Origin of the sequence: Geobacillus sp. PK12, from assembly GCF_004123125.1 — a bacterium.
In the GTDB taxonomy this organism is placed as follows: Bacteria; Bacillota; Bacilli; order Bacillales; family Anoxybacillaceae; genus Geobacillus; species Geobacillus zalihae.
In genome coordinates, this window is the sequence record NZ_SDKL01000034.1 from 1 (window position 1) to 20,452 (window position 20,452).

Annotated in this window: 20 protein-coding genes, 1 pseudogene and 1 CRISPR repeat array; of the genes and pseudogenes, 5 read left to right on the top strand and 16 right to left on the bottom strand. The window is 44.6% G+C overall.

Annotated features, from left to right (window positions below; all coding sequences use genetic code 11):
* Positions 1 to 457 precede the first annotated feature (457 nt).
* The 4 genes from ETR37_RS12155 to ETR37_RS12170 all read right to left on the bottom strand — a co-directional run bounded on the left by ETR37_RS12155 (position 458) and on the right by ETR37_RS12170 (position 5,606).
* A complete protein-coding gene (locus tag ETR37_RS12155) occupies positions 458 to 2,068 on the bottom strand; it encodes an FGGY-family carbohydrate kinase (RefSeq protein WP_129447308.1) in 1,611 nt (536 codons plus the stop codon).
* A 65-nt stretch (positions 2,069 to 2,133) separates the two neighbouring features.
* On the bottom strand, positions 2,134 to 3,492 hold the full coding sequence (locus ETR37_RS12160; protein WP_129447309.1) for a GntP family permease: 1,359 nt from the start codon (positions 3,490 to 3,492) through the stop codon (positions 2,134 to 2,136).
* Between the two features lie 110 nt (positions 3,493 to 3,602).
* A complete protein-coding gene (locus ETR37_RS12165) occupies positions 3,603 to 4,682 on the bottom strand; it encodes a 2-hydroxyacid dehydrogenase (RefSeq protein ID WP_129447310.1) in 1,080 nt (359 codons plus the stop codon).
* A gap of 21 nt (positions 4,683 to 4,703) precedes the next feature.
* Positions 4,704 to 5,606: a MurR/RpiR family transcriptional regulator gene (locus ETR37_RS12170; protein WP_129447311.1), complete on the bottom strand. Its 903-nt coding sequence runs from the start codon at positions 5,604 to 5,606 to the stop codon at positions 4,704 to 4,706.
* A gap of 260 nt (positions 5,607 to 5,866) precedes the next feature.
* Here ETR37_RS12170 and ETR37_RS12175 point away from each other — a divergent pair, with 260 nt between their 5' ends.
* Positions 5,867 to 6,736, top strand: coding sequence for a class II fructose-bisphosphate aldolase (locus ETR37_RS12175; RefSeq protein ID WP_129447312.1), 870 nt, complete (start codon positions 5,867 to 5,869; stop codon positions 6,734 to 6,736).
* A gap of 689 nt (positions 6,737 to 7,425) precedes the next feature.
* Positions 7,426 to 7,728: direct repeats of the CRISPR family, unit length 30 nt; unit sequence GTTTTTATCTTACCTATGAGGAATTGAAAC.
* Positions 7,729 to 8,003: 275 nt separating this feature from the next.
* Here the strand turns inward: ETR37_RS12175 and ETR37_RS12180 are convergent.
* The 7 genes from ETR37_RS12180 to ETR37_RS12220 form a co-directional block, all read right to left on the bottom strand.
* Complete coding sequence (locus ETR37_RS12180; protein WP_050368798.1) at positions 8,004 to 9,155, bottom strand: replication initiation protein; 1,152 nt, start codon at positions 9,153 to 9,155, stop codon at positions 8,004 to 8,006.
* 1,023 nt (positions 9,156 to 10,178) lie between these two features.
* On the bottom strand, positions 10,179 to 10,748 hold the full coding sequence (locus tag ETR37_RS12195) for a site-specific integrase (protein WP_129447314.1): 570 nt from the start codon (positions 10,746 to 10,748) through the stop codon (positions 10,179 to 10,181).
* A 181-nt stretch (positions 10,749 to 10,929) separates the two neighbouring features.
* Complete coding sequence (locus ETR37_RS12200; protein ID WP_129447315.1) at positions 10,930 to 11,400, bottom strand: M15 family metallopeptidase; 471 nt, start codon at positions 11,398 to 11,400, stop codon at positions 10,930 to 10,932.
* Between the two features lie 19 nt (positions 11,401 to 11,419).
* A complete protein-coding gene (locus tag ETR37_RS12205) occupies positions 11,420 to 11,566 on the bottom strand; it encodes a YvrJ family protein (RefSeq protein ID WP_011229514.1) in 147 nt (48 codons plus the stop codon).
* 64 nt (positions 11,567 to 11,630) lie between these two features.
* Complete coding sequence (locus ETR37_RS12210; protein ID WP_020961686.1) at positions 11,631 to 11,843, bottom strand: DUF2922 domain-containing protein; 213 nt, start codon at positions 11,841 to 11,843, stop codon at positions 11,631 to 11,633.
* A 16-nt stretch (positions 11,844 to 11,859) separates the two neighbouring features.
* Complete coding sequence (locus ETR37_RS12215) at positions 11,860 to 12,081, bottom strand: DUF1659 domain-containing protein (protein ID WP_020961687.1); 222 nt, start codon at positions 12,079 to 12,081, stop codon at positions 11,860 to 11,862.
* 143 nt (positions 12,082 to 12,224) lie between these two features.
* Positions 12,225 to 12,764 carry a competence protein ComK gene (locus ETR37_RS12220; protein ID WP_240673897.1) on the bottom strand — a complete coding sequence of 180 codons (540 nt, stop codon included), beginning with the start codon at positions 12,762 to 12,764 and terminating at the stop codon, positions 12,225 to 12,227.
* A 287-nt stretch (positions 12,765 to 13,051) separates the two neighbouring features.
* On the opposite strand from ETR37_RS12220, the gene ETR37_RS12225 reads away from it, so the two are divergent.
* The 3 genes from ETR37_RS12225 to ETR37_RS12235 all read left to right on the top strand — a co-directional run bounded on the left by ETR37_RS12225 (position 13,052) and on the right by ETR37_RS12235 (position 14,634).
* Positions 13,052 to 13,459 (top strand): ribbon-helix-helix protein, CopG family, encoded by a 408-nt coding sequence (locus ETR37_RS12225; protein WP_129447316.1) that lies wholly within the window; start codon positions 13,052 to 13,054, stop codon positions 13,457 to 13,459.
* Between the two features lie 106 nt (positions 13,460 to 13,565).
* Complete coding sequence (locus ETR37_RS12230) at positions 13,566 to 14,363, top strand: ParA family protein (RefSeq protein WP_129447317.1); 798 nt, start codon at positions 13,566 to 13,568, stop codon at positions 14,361 to 14,363.
* Positions 14,347 to 14,634 (top strand): hypothetical protein, encoded by a 288-nt coding sequence (locus ETR37_RS12235; protein ID WP_129447318.1) that lies wholly within the window; start codon positions 14,347 to 14,349, stop codon positions 14,632 to 14,634. The genes ETR37_RS12230 and ETR37_RS12235 overlap by 17 nt, the downstream gene beginning before the upstream one ends.
* 108 nt (positions 14,635 to 14,742) lie before the next feature.
* On the opposite strand, the pseudogene ETR37_RS12240 reads toward ETR37_RS12235, so the two are convergent.
* Positions 14,743 to 15,679, bottom strand: a pseudogene (locus ETR37_RS12240) (transposase).
* Positions 15,680 to 15,901: 222 nt separating this feature from the next.
* On the opposite strand from ETR37_RS12240, the gene dcm reads away from it, so the two are divergent.
* A complete protein-coding gene (gene dcm, locus ETR37_RS12245) occupies positions 15,902 to 16,465 on the top strand; it encodes a DNA (cytosine-5-)-methyltransferase (RefSeq protein WP_129447319.1) in 564 nt (187 codons plus the stop codon).
* 4 nt (positions 16,466 to 16,469) lie between these two features.
* On the opposite strand, the gene ETR37_RS19380 is transcribed toward dcm, so the two are convergent.
* The 4 genes from ETR37_RS19380 to ETR37_RS12260 all read right to left on the bottom strand — a co-directional run bounded on the left by ETR37_RS19380 (position 16,470) and on the right by ETR37_RS12260 (position 20,369).
* Positions 16,470 to 17,009, bottom strand: a complete 540-nt coding sequence (locus ETR37_RS19380; protein ID WP_240673898.1) for an IS630 family transposase — start codon at positions 17,007 to 17,009, stop codon at positions 16,470 to 16,472.
* Positions 17,006 to 17,536 carry an IS630 family transposase gene (locus tag ETR37_RS19385; protein WP_205728145.1) on the bottom strand — a complete coding sequence of 177 codons (531 nt, stop codon included), beginning with the start codon at positions 17,534 to 17,536 and terminating at the stop codon, positions 17,006 to 17,008. The genes ETR37_RS19380 and ETR37_RS19385 overlap by 4 nt, the downstream gene beginning before the upstream one ends.
* A 617-nt stretch (positions 17,537 to 18,153) precedes the next feature.
* Entirely contained in the window at positions 18,154 to 19,032 is an 879-nt protein-coding gene (locus ETR37_RS12255; protein ID WP_129447320.1) for an NgoPII family restriction endonuclease, read from the bottom strand.
* Positions 19,029 to 20,369, bottom strand: coding sequence for a DNA cytosine methyltransferase (locus ETR37_RS12260; RefSeq protein WP_129447321.1), 1,341 nt, complete (start codon positions 20,367 to 20,369; stop codon positions 19,029 to 19,031). Before ETR37_RS12260 ends, ETR37_RS12255 begins: the two co-directional genes overlap by 4 nt.
* Positions 20,370 to 20,452 lie beyond the last annotated feature (83 nt).

Consider the following 20,452-nt stretch of genomic DNA (forward strand, 5'->3'; position numbering starts at 1 on the left):
TTTCTATACCCTTTGGATTTTATTGGATAATCAACACGCCTGGTACAGGGACATTTTTTGTACTTATTTGATTTGAATATCATTTCCTGTCAGCCACCCATGCATCGCTTCGCTGTACCACAGATGTTTTTTGTAAAGCAAAAATACAGAGTTTTGCAAAGAAAAATGCAGAGAATTGTAATTTAACGTAGAGCCTCTGTGAGTGTGACTAAAAAGCCAGTAATATCAAGGGCTAGCTTCGCCTAACAAGGCTATCACGCTCGCTACTCCATGTAAAGTTGGTACAAACCAAATCCTCTGCACTTTTATGTTGCAATAAACAATTAAGACTTAATGGGCTTCCTATAATCTTGATTATGTTGCACTCCAAACTTCTCAATGAAAAAAATCCCAAAGGGTTCCACTTCATTTCTTTTGATACCGAAACCAAGAAAATAGAGGCTCTATCTGAGCCTCTTTACATCGGTATCGTTTCTTTTCCGTATTTCTTGTTCAACTTTTCTATTATCTTGCTGGAGCGTTCATAAATATTAGCCTTCAACAATGCTTGATAAATAGCATCGTGCAGTTCGCTCATCTCTTGATAAATTTCCCTCATCTCCGGGTTTGGCATTTTCATTCGTCCGAAATCCAGGCTTCCCATTGTTTTACTCGCTTCCGTAACATCTCCAAACACCTTCAGAGCTACAAAAGCAATCATGGCGGCGCCAAGCGCGCTTGCTTGCTCAGTGGTTCCTGGAATCACGTTAAGCCCATAGATGTCAGCCTGAATTTGATTAAAAAGATCTAACCGCACCAGACCTCCACTGACATGAACCTGCGTCAACCCTGCGTGGTTTTGATCGGAATTCTCCTTTAACATTGAATCAATAATCTTCAGATTTTTGTTGATTTCAAAACAGATCCCTTCCAGAAACGCACGAATCACATCCGATTTTTTGATCCCCAGAGATAAATTAAACAGAACTCCTGATGCCTTGGCATTCCAATAAGGTGCCGCACTGCCCGCATAATGAGGAACATGCAGCACACCATTCGCCCCTGGCTTCGACAGTTCAACCTGGTGATTCAAAGCATCGTATGAACCCAGTGTACTGTTTTTGTCATCCGAAGAGAGCAAATCGCGCAGCCACCGATACGTGGATCCCGTGGTGAAGATTCCCGCTTCCATCACCCAATGCCCCGGAATCGCGGAGGCACTGCAAACCACCTTATGCTTCGAACTTGTGGCGGGATGATCAATAGGTGCGACAACAAACGAACCTGTGCCGGTTGTTACTTTTACAATTCCCGGTTGAACGGCCCCGAGACCAACGGCCGCACACTGTTGGTCTCCCCCTGCCATTACAACCGGAAGCCCTTCCGGCAATCCGAACTCACTTGCTGCCCGTTTCGTTATTCTGCCCGCGATTGTCCCGGTTGGAAACGCTCGAGGCAGTTTGTTTTCATCCAGTGCCAGTTCCCTGATAATCTCATCGTCCCACTGAAAACGGTGAATGTTGAAAAGCATGGTACGGGAGGCCTGAGTCCAGTCTGTTTTAAATTCGCCTGTCAAGGAATGCACAATGTAGTCGTGAGCCGTTAAGAAGTAGGCAGCGTTGTGATAAATCTCAGGCTTTTCATTTCGGAACCACAAAATTTTTGGCAGAGAAAAGTACGGATCGATTTTAAGACCCGTTCGTTGATAAATTGTGTCGTGACCCAATCGTTCTTCAATTTCTTTGCATTCTTTGATTGAACGCTTATCCTGCCACAGAATGGCCGGTGCGAGTGGAGTACCGTTTTTGTCAACAGGGAGGATCGTAGCCCGCTGCGACGTAACCGCGAGACCAAGAACGTTCGCTAAGCACTCCGGTTTCGTCTGTTTGAGTTCGTTGATCACTTCTTTTATAGCTTGAAGCCATGTTTCAGGGTCGTGGTCGATCACGGTTGGAGAATGGAACACACTCCGATATTCCCGATAGGCGGAACCATGTACTTGTCCATTGGCATCAAATACAATCGCACGGCCCCCTGTCGTCCCCATATCCAACACCAGCACCATAGGATTAGCCGATGACCTTGACATGCAGATTCCCCCCTTTTTAATTCATTTACATGTATTTCAAACAAAAGCCGGTTCATTGATCAGAATTAGATAAACATATCCAGTATCAGAACGCAGAGGAAGGAGACGAACGATAAGATCGTTTCCATGACTGTCCATGTTTTTAATGTGTCGGTCACCGACATATTAAAGTATTCTTTCACCAGCCAGAAGCCTGAATCATTCACATGTGAGAGCATGATGGAACCGGCTCCTGTTGCAAGGACTAACAATTCAGGGCTGACACCCGGCATAACAGCTGCAATAGGCGCAACAATTCCGGCTGCCGTCGTCATCGCGACAGTGGCTGAACCGACAGCCGCACGAATGAGTCCTGCGATCAAGAATGCCAAGAGAATTGGAGAGATATGGGCAGTCGCGGCATAATTGGCGATCGCATCTCCTACTCCGCTCGCCGTCAGTACTTTGTTAAAACCGCCTCCCGCACCGATAATCAAAATGATGGAAGCTGTAGGGCCGAGACAGTCATTGGTAAATTTCAAAATCTGATCGCTGTTAAATCCACGGGCAAATCCAAAGGAATAGAAAGCAAACAAAAGAGCAATCAGAAGCGATACAACCGGATTCCCGATAAAATCAACCCAAGTGCGTAGGGTGCTTTCAGCCGGATACAGCAGATCTACAACAGTAGCAACAAGCATAAGAATGACTGGGAATAAAATGGTAAAGATTGTGATTCCGAATCCAGGCAGATCCTTACGGCCGCTCTCCGTAAATTGTTCCGCCAATACACCGGATGGTTCTACTCGAACCTTTTTCGAAATGTAACTCCCGAAAAGCGGTCCGGCCACGGCTGCGGCAGGAAGACCGACAAGAATAGAGTAAAAAATCGTTTTTCCCATATCCGCCTTAAATGTACCGACCGCCAGCATTGCAGCAGGATGAGGCGGCACCAAGCTGTGAACAACCGCAAGTCCGGCAACAAGCGATAGACCAATTTTGATGAGAGAGGTGTTTGTATGTTTCGCTAGAGTGAACACGAGCGGGATCAACAGAACAACTCCAACTTGAAAGAACACCGGTATCCCACAAATGAAGGCAACCAGCATCATCGCCCAGTGGACATTTTTTTCACCGAATATTCCGACAAGTGTCTTGGCAACACGCTCTGCTGCCCCTGATTCAGCCATCATTTTTCCTAGCATCGTTCCGAGCCCAAGGACAATGGCAATGAAACCCAAGACACCGCTGACCCCTTCTTGAAAAGCCTTCACGATATCTGGCAATTTCATCCCAGAAATCAAGCCCATAAACAATCCAGCGATGACGAGCGCAATAAATGGATTTATTTTATATCTGACAATTAAGAAAATTAAGCCTACAATGGATACAATCGCATAGAGAAGCAAACTCGCATTGTGACTTAACCCAAAGATAGAATACATTCCACAATCCCCCTATTTATTAATGGTCTTCTATCTGTAATCGCTTTCAGGTTTAGTATAAGAAGAGAGACGAAATCACAGATATAAATCCGTCTCTCTTTCGAAAAAAATTACGAATTTTTCACATAACTACCGAGCCATTCTTTTACTTTTGGATGATCCAGAACCTCGGGATTTTTAATCCAATTCGCTTTGCCGCCATCCAAAATCTTCTTTACTTCTCCCACGAGCAAATAAGGTGACTGGGTTAGTGCATCGGTTGTAGTTCCGGCAATGTGCGTCGTGAGTGTCACGTTATCAAGCGAAAGCAGCGGATGATCTTGTGGAATGGGCTCGATATCAAATACATCAAGACCGGCCCCCGCAATCCTCTTCTCAGAGAGGGCTTCTACCAGTGCATCCGTATCAATAAGCCCGGAACGAGCTGTATTGATCAGGTACGCTGTTGGTTTCATTTTTGCTAGCTCTTCACGGCCGATGAAATGATAATTCTCCTTGGTTAATCGCGCATGAATGGTAATAAAATCGGATTCAGAAAACAGTGTGTCTTTATCTACCAATCTAACATTAGGCATTTCAATCGATTCTTGCGTCACGAACGGATCGTACACAATCACATTCACATCAAATCCGCTCAGCTTCTTGGCTACAAGACGGCCGATATAACCAAAACCGATAATTCCAACCGTTTTTCCTTTCAGTTCCGGAATATGGTTCGAATTGCTGAACACCTTCTGCCACTGCCCGTTTTTAATTGATGTATGAGCTCGCGCAATGTTTCGCGCTTCACTCAGCATCAGACCGATCGCAAAATCGGAAACAGCCTCAGCGTTTCTTCCCATTACATGAACCACTATAATGCCGCGTTCCGTTGCCGCTTTTACATCTACATTTTCCGTACCTGCCCGGGCGACGCCGATCAGTTTCAAGTTGTCAAATGTATCCATCGCTTTCGCCGAAAAAGGTGCAAACAGCCCCAGTACAATGTCGGCATCTTTATTGTCTTTGAACATAGGAGGCACTTCTTCTACATCGGGACCCTGCTGTTCGATCACCAATCTCCTGTTTTGCAAGCGTTCCCAATTTACTTCCCAATCTGTAGTTACGATTTCGTGGTCTCCAAGTAATTTGGCGGCTTCACTGAACTGCTCCCCCCGAATCATCGCATCGCCAATCGTTAAAATTTTCATAGTATCCTCCTTTCTAATTGATTATGTTTTTAGTTTTGCTACTGCTAACCGGGATCGGTTCACAGCGTCGATTGCAACTTTTCCTTTTCGTAAAACAGTGATCACAGAAAGAGAATCAATAATGGCTAGTTGAACAATTCGGCTTACCATCGCATCTGAGCGGAACTCCGTTTCTTTTGCACTCGTTACGAGCAGAGCATCCGCCATTTGTGCTATTGACGACTTGCTAAAGCCCGTTATGACGATCAGACGGGCTCCGTTCGCTTTTGCTTGTTTAAGGACCTCCAGCAGATCACGACTTTCTCCTGAATGGGAAATGGCGAAAATCACGTCGTCTTCATTCATATGGGACGCCGCTATCGATTGCATGTGTGCATCGTTCATTGAAATGGCAGTTTCACCTAGCCTAAGGAACTTATGCGCAGCATCCTCGGCGATAATCCCTGACGACCCATGCCCAAAAAAGAACAAGCGTTTTGCTTTACCAATCAATTCCGCCGCATGATTTAAAGCTTCATAATTAATCATGTGTTTAGTGGTATTGAGAGCGATGATCGACTGCTCCACAACCTTTTCGAAGACCTGTTGTGGGGAATCTCCAAGCTCGATTTCCTCAAAAATGTTAGCAGGCTCAGCTTCATTTAAATTTTCTTGTGCTAGGGCAACTTTCAATTCTTGATAGCTGCTGTAACCCAATCTTCTATAAAATCGAACGACACTGGGCTCACTTACTCCGCTGAGCTTCGATAGTTCATTCATCGTAAGCAAAAAAGGTTTTTCCGAATTTAATAAGACTTTAACAATCTTTTTTTCTGAATTTGTCATCTCCTTCCCGATGGCTTCAATACGATTCAGAAAAGTAGCCATTTTCAAAACCTTCCCTTCGCTTGTAATTTTACTACATTGATAAATATAGTTCAACATGTTTTTTACTACATTAATGTAGTTTTTCTACAATTTAAAAATAAAAATACATTAAATCAGAAGTATCATTTAGGTTATAACAATAAGTTGCATCTTAAAAAATGTTAAATTAATCAATTTTATAGCGGATTAAGGTCTCCACACACAATAGTTTTTTTGTAAATATACTACATTGATATTGTGTTATAAATGTAGTAGAATCTCTTTGTATTAAATTTTCTGAAAGTAATAATACTACATTAAGAGTTGGAGATGAGAACATGCTATCCGACACAAAAATTATGCTTTACGAAGCACAAAAGAATCAATATGCGGTTGCCGCTTTCAACGTGTACAGCTTGGAAACCGTTCAGGCAGCAATTTCTGTCGGCGAGAAGCTGAAACAGCCGATCATTATTGCGCTGGGTGAACGCTATTTTGATTCCGTCGATGTAGAAGGGTTCGCGGCGATGGTAAAAGCTTTGGCGACCAAGTCGAGTATCCCCGTCGCTCTTCATTTGGACCACGCTTACAAGATGGAATCGATTATTCGCGCCATACGAAACGGTTTCACATCCGTCATGTACGACGGTTCGAGATATCCTTTGGATGAAAATATAAGACGTACGAAAGAAATTGTGGAAATAGCACATATGGCGGGCGTATCTGTGGAAGCGGAGATTGGTTCGCTGGTGCGGGGAGAGTTTTCTGACGAAGAGGAAGGAGATGGGACCCTCACAGATCCACAGTTAGCCAAAGAGTTTGTCGAAGCAACAGGCGTGGATTTTTTGGCCGCTGCGATCGGTACTGTGCATGGACTCTATAAAGGTGAGCCGAAAATTGACCTTGATCTTCTCCAGAGAATCCGGCAGGTAGTTGACATTCCTCTCGTTCTCCACGGAGGATCGGGCACACCTGATGAAATCATCCTCGAAACAATCAAAAACGGGATCTGTAAGATTAATGTAAATACCGAAGTATCAATGACTGCCGTGACGTATCTTAAAGATCTCTTGAAAAATGAGAAAATGCCTCATTTATCCACGATCATGGCGAATATGCAAAGAACCATAGAATCAACAATGGAAAAATTCGTCCGATTGTTTGCGAATCAAATTGGTGATGAGTATATCATCAAATCACCATTTTGAATTGCGTATAATTCAGTTAAAAGCGACAGTAAGATATTAGAAATGTTGAAATGATGATCACGCCGGCGACCCGTAGTCTTTTGGTTCGGGAAGGGCGATGTGATAGGCTGGAACGGGCCGGAAAGGCGCGTGCTTCGGCGAGACGGCCATCAGTCAGCATAGCGTTTCCGGCCACCAGCCGACCATCACATCGCCCCGGGGACCCGGACCAAAAGGAAACGGAAGCGCCGGCGAACGTGGACTTGATTCGATCGATCTCGTTTTTGTCACGATTTGTCGAAATATGTATTTTATATTTTTGTCAGACATTAAATGTTTTAATATTTCTCATAATATGGGCTGGTAAAAATAAAAAAATAGGCACTTTGCTAAAAAATGACCGCTCAAATTCGCCTGTATCGCGTTTTAATCGATAAGGTAATGGTTTTCTATTCAAGAAAGAAAAAATGTTTGTACGGACCGTTTTTCGAGTTTAACGCGGTTTTCATGTTTTTATGAAAAACAACTGCTTCAATCCTTTCTGTCGTCGACTTCCAATCGTGCAAAAACTCCGGGGGATCGACGACAGTTTCTTTTTTTCTTTCCTTCCTACAGCCATCAGCGATTCACTCTATTGACGGAATTTTCGAAATGGAGTATACTGGACTTGCCCTGTTTTGAAAAGTGTTGATGTATCAACGCTTTTTGGGGTTTTTATCTTACCTATGAGGAATTGAAACTTTCTCTTGTAACGCTTTGACGTATTCAAGCAGTTCCTCGTTTTTATCTTACCTATGAGGAATTGAAACTTTCTCTTGTAACGCTTTGACGTATTCAAGCAGTTCCTCGTTTTTATCTTACCTATGAGGAATTGAAACTATATTGTGATTAAAACACAATGATAACCGGTTTGTTCGTGTTTTTATCTTACCTATGAGGAATTGAAACCTGGATGCTGAGACCTGCTTTTAATTGGGCTTTGAGTTTTTATCTTACCTATGAGAAGCGAAAAATAAGACTAACGCGAAAACCCGCTGATTTTTTCAGCGGGTTTTGTCATCGGCTCAACACCTTGCGATCAGGCGTTTTTCCTTTTGATTGGGTTTTTTTTCTTTCCTTCCCGCAGCGATGCGATGAGTTGCTGCCTGAAGTTGCTTCGCATGGTTGCGGGATGAGTCCGCTTGCACGATGCTTCTTTGAATGGACCGAGCGCCGGGCTTCCCCAGGCTCCGGCCGGATGGCCAAAGGCCAGAAGGCGGCCAGCCGGGAAGACCGGCGCGGGCTGGACTTAGTCTTTGTATTTCTTTAACCGCTCCTCAAGCTCACGCCGCATCTGTTCGATATCTTCATCAACCTCTTTGCTTTTGGCGCTTTCGGCAACAAGCTGCTCTTCGTAGCCCCGGAGCCAGTCCGGCACGATCTCGCGGCGGACGAATCTAGCGCCTCCATGGCTGTGAATGGTCACCTCATTTGGGTCGATTCCAGCCTGAATCCGCTGCACTTTTTCATTCAAGAAATAGGTCAGAAAAGCAATCGGTTCGCGGATGTCATTTCGTTGCATAATGCGCCTTGCCGTTTGAATGAGCTCATCCATCCAGTTTCCGCCGAAAGCTTTTTGAGCCAAGACCGCTATCTTCGTGAATTGCTGTTCTGTTATGTACCGGTCATAAGCCTGCACTACAGCCAAAAACTGCAAATACCGATCATCTGCTTGAGCTTCCTTTTTCTCTTCCAAGGCAACGACAACCGGCTCAACGACTTTCTCTCTGATTTGAAAGCGGATTGCCGCAACTTTTCGTTTTTCCCTTATCTCCTCATATGTGAACATGATGTCTGTCTTCTCCGAAATTTCCTTCCTGGCAGGATTGAGCACCCGTTTTTTGAAATTGTGGTATTCTGAATACTTGTCTCCTGCTCCAACCATCATCCGCAAATCATCCAGGCGAATCACGATCTCACCCATATACTGCCAACGTTTTAAAAGCTCGTACATGCGGATGGAGTAAGAGCTTTTCAGTTCCATCACATTCTTCAGGCGATAGGTCGTGAATTCCCTTTTCAGTTGCAGGAGGTAGGGCTTCAAGCGGGGATCAAAGGCCAAGCTGACATAGCCGGAATGCTCGTCGTATTCCACGTATGAAACCCAGCTCAGCTGTTTGAGCTTCTGACCTTCTCTGATCTCAAGCACCTTGCGCATCAAATTTTTCGTGATCTCCCGAAGCTCCGTGTATTTAGGGCTTCCTCGATATCCGAGCAATTCAGAGAACTCCTGTATCGGCAGCTTATACATTTTAAAATCGGCGTCATCTTTGCGAATCTGGCTGATGATATACAAGATGATCTTCTGTTCGATAGTGGACAGCTTATAGTTTGCCTCAATCAGCGCATTGGACTTCGTCACGGCGCTGTTGTACTGCGGCTGGACAGCCGGAGTCTGCATCCTCTCATCCTCCACCTACTAAATTAGGAAAATAACTCCTTGATCCTATTCTACAAGAAAACACTCGCGTTAAAAAGTACATTTTTTCATACATGTACGCTTTATTTATTAAAGCGTACACAAAAAACAATATGTACGAGATAAACACCAAAAATGTACGCTGGACACCAAAAATGTACGCCGAAACAACCAAAAATGTACGAGATAAACACCAAAAATGTACGCTGGACACCAAAAATGTACGCCGAAACAACCAAAAATGTACGAGATAAACACCAAAAATGTACTGTCCAAATCGCTGAAACCCTTGATAAATCAAGGATCTTGGCCCCTCCTAAAATATATAAAGATTTAAAAGATATAAATACTAAAAGTATATAAAAGCAGCAAAAAGGTGGTTGCTGCCGCTCAATATACACAAGGGTTTAATATATCTTGCTTTGCTGAAGAAGAAAAACAAACAAGGTCTCCTAGGCCTTGTACGGCCCGTCTGAGACGCTTTTTTCGATGGGTTAATAGTTTTATACCCCCCAAGCTCCAAAACGCCAAAATAAGCCGTTTAACGACGTTTTACGGCAATATTTGATTTTCTTCCGCGGCGGTGCTTTGTTCGGCCTCTTGATCTTGCTTCGCACGGTCGAGCGCCGGGCTTCCCCAGGCTTCAGCCGGATGGCCAAGGGCCAGAAGGCGGCCAGCCGGGAAGACCGGCGCGGAAATGGAATCTTCGTGCGAACCACGAAACTTTTGTTTGTTGGAAGAAAAGATGAAATAAACGTTTATTTATTGTTTTAATTATTTTAATGTATACTCTATTATTTTTATCATCACTTATTCGTTTAATGATTTGTTGCTTCAAGCAACGGTGCAATGCATTGGCTTCTTCGGCCACGCTCCGCACGGCTGCGGATGAATGGGCCCGCAGGCAGCTTCTTCGAATGAACCGGGCGCCGGGCTTCTCCAGGCTCCGGCCGGATGGCCAAGGGCCAGAAGGCGGCCAGCCGGGAAGACCGGTGCGGGCTTCGTTCACAGATCAAGCCCTGCAGTGACTTCATCGATTTGCTCCTGCGTAATGCCGATGTAGCGAAGCGTTTCGGCCTGGCTGGAGTGATTGAGGATTTTTTGGATCATGGCCAAGTCCGTTCCTTGTTTGTATGCGAAATAGCCGAACGTTTTGCGCAGGGAGTGGGTGCCGATGCGATCCACAATCCCAACTGCTTTGGCGGCCCGGTTCAGGATGTAGTGGGCATGCTGGCGGCTGATCGCCCGGCCTCCTTTTTGGCTGCGAAAGAGCGGCTCGTCGCCGCGGGCGTGCGGCCGCTCCTGCGCTAAATACAGCTCGATCAGGCGGCGAGTTTTTCGGTTCAGTGCGATAACCCGAGTCTTTTTTGTCTTCTTTTCCACGATCTCAATGCGTTCGACAACGCCTTTTTGGTTCCTCACATCCCCAACCCTCAGAGCCAAAATATCGCTGATCCGCAGCCCCGTATTGATCCCGATCGTAAAAAGAAGCTCGTCTCTCAATGACGAAGCACGCAAAATCTTTTTCATCGCTTCGATTTTTTCCCTATCTTTGATTGGCTGGACGGTATGCAAAATATGACACCCCCTTGTCCATAAGGGAGATGAGTAAGATTTTTGGACAAAAAGTGGGAGAGCGGCAAAGCGGCTTCGTGTTGCTTCCTTCAACGTATTTAACGTCAGACAAAAATCTGACATAACGTGCTTTTGTCAGATTTAAAAAAATCCCCTCCACTTTCGGAAGGGGCGAGACAGTCTATTTTTTAGCCATGACAGCGGCCGGCGGCCTTTTTCCTGCCCGCAGCTGTGCAAGCGAAAGGCCAAATGTATATTGAAAATGGGGATAATCTTTAAAGCTCTTCCAATCCCCGCCCCATTCAAGGCCAAGCGACTTTCCGATCTGACCGACGCGAAACCACCGGCGGTCGAGGCTCCAGCTGGGGATCAATGTTCCCTTGAAAACATTGCAGACACAAACGTCAAACGCCAATCCAAAATTATGATAACTGTATCCCCCACGGGCGTTTGTAACGATCCGCCCAGGTTTCGTGCGACCCAACGCATACAGGCGGTTCTGCTCCTCGATGGTTCGAAACCCTTGCGTAATGATGATATAAATCCCTTCCTCATAAGCCTTCCGGATCAACGCTCTAGCTTTATCCGCCACCAACGGATGCAGCCCGGACAGCTTTTTCTCCGCCCGGAACAGAAGTTCCACCAATTCCATTTCGACTTCCCTCCCATCATCAATTCTGCGGACCTCGGCTTAATGCGATAGTTAGATCCTGAATGGATTTGGTCAACTGATCCAGCTTCGTCTCCATCCGATACAGAAGATAGATAGAAACAAGGATCGGGAAGGAGACTTCACTGATCATCGAAAACAAATCCATTGCTTTTCCCCCTTTCAATGCTCAAAAACGGAAGGCGAGAAACCTTCCGTTCATGACAGATGCGCTATGGCAACTGGATGTCTTGCGTTTCGCGGTCAATGATGCGTGCGCTCTTCGGGCTCACCAGCTCCCCGTTGCCGGTCATAAAAACATTTGCCGCTACGAGCTGGTTCATCACCGTTTTCACTTGCACCGGATCAACCGGCTCCTTGGGATAGCGGATCAAAATCCGCGCCGGCCCCGCTTGAGCGTTAAACGTCAGTTCCAACGTCTTCATTGTTCATTCCCCCCTCTCATGCATTGATAATATGGCTGGTCAACGTCGTGCGCACGTACCGCAAGCTGCCGCTCGACAAGCTGGCGATGGCGGCGGCGGCATCGTAAAGCGATTGGACGCTCGCGTCGCTCTTCACTCTGAAGGTTTGCGAGCGAATGATGTCCTTTCCGTCGCTGTCCTTTCCGGCGTAGAAGTCCAAAACAAGAGTGCGGCCCGACACCATTTCTGAAGCGGCCAATTTTCCTACCTCCTTTCGATTTGCCAACATCATATCAACCGATAACACCCATAGACAAAGACGATTTCAAAGCGAAAAAAGAAAAAAAGCGGCCTCCAATGCCGCCGATCCTTCCGGTTTATTGATATAAATCATTCATTTCACTACATAACCACCGTTTCACAAACTGCGCTGCCGTTTATCCATTGCCTGCGATGCGGTTCATGAATCTCCCCGTAGCACATCTCAATCCATTTTGCATTTTTGAGTTGGTCGATGCAGAACTTGCGGGAATGAAACACAGGAATCTGATGTCCGGAAAGAAGATGGACCGTGGTGCACTGGGGCGATCTTTGCCGGAACTGCTCAATCTCTCTTGACACAAACCACCCTACACGGCTTTGCCGGCCGACCGGCTCGCGAACGTTAAACGGAATGATAGTAAAGCCATACGACAACACGATGGGGACGAGCTGCTTTTTTCCCACCAACTCCCCATACCGATGGCGGTTGATCGAAATGCTTGTGCCAAAGAAGGTCAGAAGCCGCTTCAAAAACAGACTCGATTGTACGTCAAGCAACTTGGTTTCCCCGCTCCTGAAAAAAAGTTTGACCGAATCCCCTCTGTTTTCCACGTTGACAGGGATAAACGCCTGTCCGGCATAGGCGAACCGCTTTACCTCTTTCCAGTCCAACTTTTTCATCCCCTTCTTCCCCTGAACATTTAGGGCGAAATTTGTCGAAAATATCACATTTTTAAGTACAATATACCCCTATTTGGCAAAAAAATCAAAATGGCAAAACCTTATCTTTCAGCTCGAAAACAGCGATTTTTGTTCTGAAAAACGCCGATTCGATTAATTTGTGCTTTGAAAGGCAAAATTGGCACTGGTATTTTAATTTTGTGTCTGACGAAAAATGTTGAATTAGTGAAAGTCTGGAGGTATAATAAATATAAATAGTGTCAGACAAAAAATAGGAGGTGATGGCGATGATGGAAGGAAGATGCTATGAGCGGCACGATTTCCAGGTCCTTGTCCTCCAGGAATTCGGCAAGCGGCGCCCTCGATCTCCAGAGGAGGCAAAGAGGCTGCAGGAAGAGTACCTCCGGCTTCTTGAAGAAATTCCCCGAATGTGGGAAGAATTCGTAGAGAAACATAAAAACATTTATGAGCGGTTCGGATACCTCGATGTTGTCGTCCATGATGATCTGCGCGTCGAACGCAAAAAGCTCCAACGTGGACGCCCGAAAGAAGAAAAGTCCAAGTCACATCGCATTACCGTGCGCTTGGACGACGAGCTTTACGAACTTCTCCAGAGATACTGTCGGACAAAAAATGTGTCAGAGTCGGAGGCGGTGAGGCAACTCATATTGGAGTTGAGATGGAAGCGTTTCTAGCACGCTTATTTTTTTCGCAATCATTGAAGGAATCTATAAAATAATGTAGAATAAATCATATAAACAAAAGAAGAAATAAACCTTGGAAGAAAGGAAGGTGATATAAGTGGCCATCACCATCACCATGGGCATCCAGAAAGGCGGATGCGGAAAGTCCACGACAACCGGAGTCCTCGCCTATCTGCTGAGCAGGGACGGATACAGGGTTTTGGCCGTCGACATGGACTCGCAGGGGAATTTGACAGAGCTTCTTTCGCGGAAGCCATCCAACGAGTTCACGGAGAAATCCGTTCTCGAAGCGATGCAGGAGAGAAATCCGGAGCCGTACATAGTCAAGATCCACAACAAGTTGGACCTGCTTCCGGCCAACAACTTCCTGGCCACGTTCCCCCGCTGGATTTACACAGGGGAGACGTACCTTGGAAAATATATCAGGTACAAGGGAAAGCCGACCTTGATACTGGACGATACGTTGGACAAGATCCGGAATCGTTACGATTTCATTGTCATCGACACGCCGCCTTCGTTGAGCGAACAGACGACAAACGCCTTGTGCGCAAGCCAGTATGTCATCATGATGTTCGAGTGCTCCAATTGGTGCTACTCGGCGGTCCCGAATTTTATGGAATCCGTTGAGGGAGCGAGGGTGCATGGACGACACAATACGAGGCTGCTGGGCATTCTGAGAACCATGAACGACGTCCGTCGCAGCGACGCGAAGGCGTTCAATGAAATGATCGAGGAAGATTATCCGAACGAGGTGTTCAAAACGATCATCACCCGCAAGGCGCCGATTGGCCGTCTGTCGCTCTACGGCTTCGAGGAAAACAATGAGTTGAATCAGGCGCTGGAGCAGTATGAAAACTTCTACAAGGAGATGATGGAACGTGTCCAAAGTAGATGACATCAAAAACATGAAGCGTCAGCAAAAAGTCATCACGCCTACGCAAGTGCTGACCGATCCTGTCGGCGAGGAAAACAATACATCTTTAAACGAATACAACAATCAACCAAGAAAGGAAGATAAGAAAGTGGAAAGAAAGCGTGTTTCCTTTGATATTCGGACGGACCTGCACAAAGAGTTGAAGATGCAGTCGATTTTGCAGGAGAAGAATATTTATTTGTTGATTGAAGAGGCGGTAGAAAAGTATTTAAGTGAATTAAAACAAAAATAATATGTTCGATGAGGCGTGTTAGGGTTTGGATTTTTTACTAAATGGACTGTAGATGAGCATTTTTTATTACAATAATTTCCATAGTTAGAGAGACAAACAGGGTCTCCCTTACGCGATACGGAGCTGTTTTTTGATCACATCAATGGGAATTCCTTGCTTCGCAGCGTCATAAATGAACTCGACGACGCTGTGGCCTTTCCGCGACCGAAGAAGCTCCAGCCCGGCGGAGAGGTTTTGTCGGGATTCGGCGATGCTGTACACGCAGGCCAAGAGCACCACCGCCCAATACCGTTTCACCGCCCGAACGTGGCGAACGCGGTATCCATCCAGCTTCAGTTGATCTTTCGCCTGCCGGAAAAAGCATTCGATCGTCCAGCGCTGGGCATAGTAACGCAAGATGTCTTCGTCCCCGAGCTCCCGNNCTTGGCTTGGACGGCGATGCCTTTCGGATAAAGAATCCGGTTCGTCTTGAGCATCGCGATGATAGGAAATCCCTTGCTCAAGCAGGCTTCGATGAGCGTTTTGGACGGATACCAAGAGTCCATCAACACATACACCGGCTGAGTCAGCTTCACCTTGATCAAGGAAAGCATCTCGATCGCTAGGTCGATTTTGCTTCTTCCGGCCTTCTTGTCATACAGACGAAACGCGAACGGAAACGCTTGCGTGAAGGTGTGCACCATCAGCCAAACGAGCGAATGCCCCCAAACCGATTGATGATCTTTATGCGAGTAGTGCCAGTCGCACCCTTCGATGGCGTGCGTTGCCCGTGACGAAGGCTTCGTTTTTTGGCAAATCGTATCATCAATNNAAGCAGCCTTTCCTCATCCCAAGGGCTTTTCGTGAAAAAGTGACGGAGCGTCGTTCGATGATTCGGATGAAAGCTCCAGTGATGAATATCGGTCCATGTTCCCGAGAATCCCTTGGTGGTCAAGGCATCGACAATATGAATGAGATGCTTGATGACTGGTTTGGAAAGCTGCAGCGTCAACCCCAGCGTGAAGAAAAACTTGTGGATTCCTTGGTGATGTGCTAATCTATTCATGAGACATGAACCTCCTTGTGTGAATGGGTTTTGAGCACATCTATTTTACCCAAGGAGTCCGGTTCATGTCTCCTTTTTTGTTTGGTTGTCAATTTATGTTAGTGAATTTGCTCATCTACAGTAAATGGAATTATAATCGTACGAGGTTGTACTAAGGTTTTATGCTGTGTAATCATAGTTAGCACATAAAATTAGTTTATTGTAACCAAAGGGGGTTTAACGTTGGAAACAATTAAATTCATTGATTTATTCGCTGGTATAGGAGGATTAAGAAAGGGTTTTGAGAATGCCTTTAATAAGTTAGGTCTACCAACAGAATGTGTAATGACGTCGGAGATCAAACCTTACGCGATTAAAGTGTTAGAGGACAATTTTAGTCACAAGAAATTTGTAGGAGATATAACGCAGGTTAGCAATGATGAAATTCCAGATTTTGATTTTTTATTAGCTGGTTTTCCTTGTCAATCATTTAGTTCAGCAGGAAAGAGGCTAGGGTTTCTTGATACTAGAGGTACTTTGTTCTTTGAAGTAGAAAGAATCTTAAAAGGTAAAAGACCATATGGTTTTTTATTAGAGAACGTAGAGGGATTAATAAGGCATGATCCTGATCCGGAAGATAAAAATCCAAAAATAGGGAGAACACTTCGTACCATTATAATGTCACTCGAGAGTTTAGGATATAAAGTAACCTGGGAGCTATTAGACTCTAAGTATTTTGGTGTTCCCCAATCTCGAAAAAGGGTATTTATAGTTGGTACACTATATACATGCAACATAAAGAGTTAACTTCTCATCCTGCACACCCTAAGCGTTGCAGCACTTCCTCCGGACGTTCGTGGATGTAGTGGACAAACCGAGTAATGGCTTGAATGATATCGTTGCGATCCTTGTGAAAGACATTGGCAATCACCATATCTTTCAACCATTTCCATAAGCGTTCAATCGGGTTCAGCTGTGGCGAATAGGGAGGAAGGTAAATAAAGTGAAAACACTGCCCTTCTTCCCGCAAAAACTCCTTGACCATCTTGGCATGGTGAATGCGGGCGTTATCCAACACCAAGACCATGAGACGGTCTGGATAGCGCTCTTTGAGCATTCTCAAGAAATCCAAGAACGTCGCAGCATTGGCGGCAGTCGTTTGATGAAGCACCGTTTCACCATCATGGACGTTGACCGCGCCAAACAGCGATACGTGGGCATGATGGCCAAACGTCGGCACTTGTTTTTGGCGGCCGACTTCCGACCATGTGGACCGCAAGACATGGTAAGAGCGGATATGGGTTTCATCGATGTACAGAAGAACAGCATCTTCTGTCTCCTTGGTGATCAAGTTTTTTTTATCAGATCCATTTGTTTTTCAAATTGCTTTTGCTCATCCGGATTTCCTTTCGCCAGTGTGTACGTCGGTCGTGTCCACGACAGCCCTTTGCGGTGCAGGAGTTTTCGCAACGCTTCGCGGGAAATGGAAACACCGAATTGCTTTGCGACATAGGATTGCAGGAGTTTGGTGTTCCACGCCGAAGCGACGTCCCAGCCCAGTTCCGCGGGAGTGGTGGTCAATACAAGCTGTTTGATCTTTTCTTGCTGTTCTTCCGTGAGAAACGGCTCTCGCCCGGGGGCGAAATCCCGATGAAGCAGGAGTTCAAGGCCGCCTTCGTTGAACAGCGACACATAATGGGAAACGGTTTGTCGGCACACGTTGACCATGGAAGCCGCCTCTTTGCCCAAATAGCCTTCCATGACCAGGCGGACGGCCATCACACGTTGGCGGAGATGAGCGTTTTTGATCTTCCGTTCCTGCTTGCGGAGTTTCCGGGGCGTCCATCCATGGTTGTCGGTGATTTTGAGGCGTTTCATGCAGAATTCCGCTCCTTTTCCATGTTTTTCATTAGGAGCAGTATAACCAGAGTGGGCACCGCTTATGCGAAGGTTAACTTTTCAATGAGCATGTATATAAATAGTCGTTTTCTCGATCAGTTTCAATTCCTCATAGGTAAATAAAAACATATCCCAAACGAACGAATTCTATCTCAACTATAAACGTTTCAATTCCTCATAGGTAAGATAAAAACCAATTCAGTCCAAAAAATGCAATACACAGTACTTGACGTTTCAATTCCTCATAGGTAAGATAAAAACCCCAAAAAGCGTTGATACATCAACACTTTTCAAAACAGGGCAAGTCCAGTATACTCTATTCCAAAAATTCTGTCAATAGAGTGAATCGCCGATGGCTGTAGAAAGGAAAGGGAAAAAGAAACTGTCGTCGATCCCTCGGGGTTTTTGCAGGGTTGGAGGTCGACGACAGAAAGAACCAAAACATTTTCTTATTTATTCCTTGCCAACTGAAAGCAGGAATAATTTGTTCATCACACTGGCAAGACTGTATGAATTTATAGCAGCATGACCATGCCACTTTTAAGCAACGGTTTAGCAAATTGATTCAGAATAAAGAAAGATATAATGGAGCTTCTTTACAAAATTGCGGTAAATAAGATAGCATCTATATTTTTTGCTGGATTATTTGGATTAGGTATTTGGACAATTTCGCATTTCAATATTCCGCTATCGATATGTTCTTGCAAATTTGGTTTCTGTTCGATATTGTCATACGTTTCTTTTTTCATTAAGACATAAATGTTTGTATGATTTGGATCGTGATTTATATACGGCTTGAAAACAGCAGAAGGATGTTCAATCCCCCACATTCCCCGGATCCGCAAATACGTGATCCCTAAAGGATCTACTTTGTTGACTCGGCCTAATTCTTTTGTATGTGCAAATTCTACTCCCGGAATCGATAAAACGCCTTCTTTTATTTTATTTGCCACTTTCTCATATACAGATTTATCAGCGCAAAAACAATCTCCGTAAATGAACCAAAGCGAATGGATTCGGTTGCCTGAAACATTCCCTATGGCATATATCATATCTTTGCGGATCCAGCCACCGAATTCATCTTCACATTCCCTACATGCGCTATTGATTCGTATATCGCTATTATAGAGGTAATCTTTTGGAAACGAGCTGTTAAGAGCAATAGGGCTAAATGCCTTTCCTTCAATTTTTTTGACTTCAACAGCTACCCCATGCCTTACAATAAAATCAGGCGGATTATTAGAGTTTCCTAAATAACTAAATGTTTGTTGGTATTTCTTTAATTTATCATCCGTATTTTCCAGACCGATGCTTGCCTCGCAAAAAGCATCTTTAACGTAATATTCAAGCAAATCTCCGACACTGTTAATTCGATTATTGTTTTTATGATCAATTACAGAGGGCAGTGTTTTTTGTTTATACTCTAATATGTTTTTAAGAGCTATCAGTACATTAGTAGTGGGAACATTTTTCAAGAACCTTCTCCCCCTCTAACTGTATAGATGCAATTTGAAGCTTTAACATTTGTAGCTTTTACCGAGNNCTTTTCCATCAAGGATATGTTAAACTTTTTCGTTGCATCTATATGGTTTTGATAAAACCACTCGGCAATTGGTCTCGCAATAGCTCGAGCCAACTGGACAGGGACAGCATTCCCAATTTGCTTGTATATTTTATCTAGACGCCCATTCTTGGATGCTCTTGGATTGCCGCCATCACTGAACTTATACCAATCAGGAAAAGTCTGAATTCGGGCAATTTCCTTAACAGACAGCCTGCGATGATTTTCTTCCCCGTCAGGGAAAATCCATTTATCTTTCCCGACCTTCTGCATAGGAGCTCCAGAAGGATGGAGTGGGGCTTGTCTCCCGCTAGCTTGTATTGTAAAGCTTTGTTCATCCCATCCTTTTTTTCTGTTACGGCTCATATAAATGGTGGAATAGGAACCCTCATAGTATGGTCCAGGATCCTTTTCTAAGTCACCGATTGCTTCCCTTAAAGTAACATATGGTTTTAGGAACAGACCTTCTCCGTGAGTCGGAAAAGGAAATATATATTTATAATCGATATCTTCCCGTACGCCTACTAGAAAAACGCGTTCCCGAATTTGTGGAACTCCATAGTCCCTTGCATCAACAAGTTGATGATATACCTTATAACCTGCTGCTTCAAAGTCTTGCTTAATTTGGCGGAACACTTCCCCTTTTCCTAATGTCAACATGCCTTTAACGTTCTCGGCAATAAAAAACTCTGGTTGTGACTGCATTAGGCAACGAATGAAGTGTATATATAAAAAGTTCCTTGGATCATCGACAAGGCGAGGCCCGGCTTCGGAAAAACCCGGGCATGGAAACCCGCCAAGCACTAAATTAGCCTTAGGAAATTTTTTGACTTTACGAATATCTTGATGATGTATAAAAACATGTTCAGGAAAGTTGTCACGGTATGTTTCTAAAGCTTCTTTAAAGAAATCTATTGCATAAATGTGGTGAAAGATACTCTGGTTGCGTACATTATCATACAAAGATTTATCAGAAAATGCTTCATTCGCCTTTTCTTCGCCGATAACTACATCTAAGCCTGCCAATTCAACTCCTAAGTCAAGCCCGCCTGCGCCGCAAAAAAGAGAAACTATATTGCATTTATTTTCTTTATAATAAAGGGTTTCTTCGTCATACCCCTGATCTTCATCTAGTTCGTTGATAGATGTTAACTCCTCTTCTATTTTTTGAAGAAGAATTTTCCTCACATCTTCAATATTGTAATCAGGAGCAGGTTTGAATTTGCCGCGACCACGTTGATTAATTTTCATTTAAACCCCTCCTTAATCAATAGATAAGATACATTATACAATAAAAAAGAAAAATAATTAATGACACATAATGGTTAAATTTT

Excerpts from the sequence above, each read along its gene's own strand:
- ETR37_RS12155 (WP_129447308.1), bottom strand. The coding sequence starts at position 2,068 with ATGTCAAGGTCATCGGCTAATCCTATGGTGCTGGTGTTGGATATGGGG.
- ETR37_RS12160 (WP_129447309.1), bottom strand. The coding sequence starts at position 3,492 with ATGTATTCTATCTTTGGGTTAAGTCACAATGCGAGTTTGCTTCTCTAT.
- ETR37_RS12165 (WP_129447310.1), bottom strand. The coding sequence starts at position 4,682 with ATGAAAATTTTAACGATTGGCGATGCGATGATTCGGGGGGAGCAGTTC.
- ETR37_RS12170 (WP_129447311.1), bottom strand. The coding sequence starts at position 5,606 with ATGTTGAACTATATTTATCAATGTAGTAAAATTACAAGCGAAGGGAAG.
- ETR37_RS12175 (WP_129447312.1), top strand. The coding sequence starts at position 5,867 with ATGCTATCCGACACAAAAATTATGCTTTACGAAGCACAAAAGAATCAA.
- ETR37_RS12180 (WP_050368798.1), bottom strand. The coding sequence starts at position 9,155 with ATGCAGACTCCGGCTGTCCAGCCGCAGTACAACAGCGCCGTGACGAAG.
- ETR37_RS12200 (WP_129447315.1), bottom strand. The coding sequence starts at position 11,400 with ATGGAATTGGTGGAACTTCTGTTCCGGGCGGAGAAAAAGCTGTCCGGG.
- ETR37_RS12205 (WP_011229514.1), bottom strand. The coding sequence starts at position 11,566 with ATGGATTTGTTTTCGATGATCAGTGAAGTCTCCTTCCCGATCCTTGTT.
- ETR37_RS12210 (WP_020961686.1), bottom strand. The coding sequence starts at position 11,843 with ATGAAGACGTTGGAACTGACGTTTAACGCTCAAGCGGGGCCGGCGCGG.
- ETR37_RS12220 (WP_240673897.1), bottom strand. The coding sequence starts at position 12,764 with ATGAAAAAGTTGGACTGGAAAGAGGTAAAGCGGTTCGCCTATGCCGGA.
- ETR37_RS12225 (WP_129447316.1), top strand. The coding sequence starts at position 13,052 with ATGATGGAAGGAAGATGCTATGAGCGGCACGATTTCCAGGTCCTTGTC.
- ETR37_RS19385 (WP_205728145.1), bottom strand. The coding sequence starts at position 17,536 with ATGAAACGCCTCAAAATCACCGACAACCATGGATGGACGCCCCGGAAA.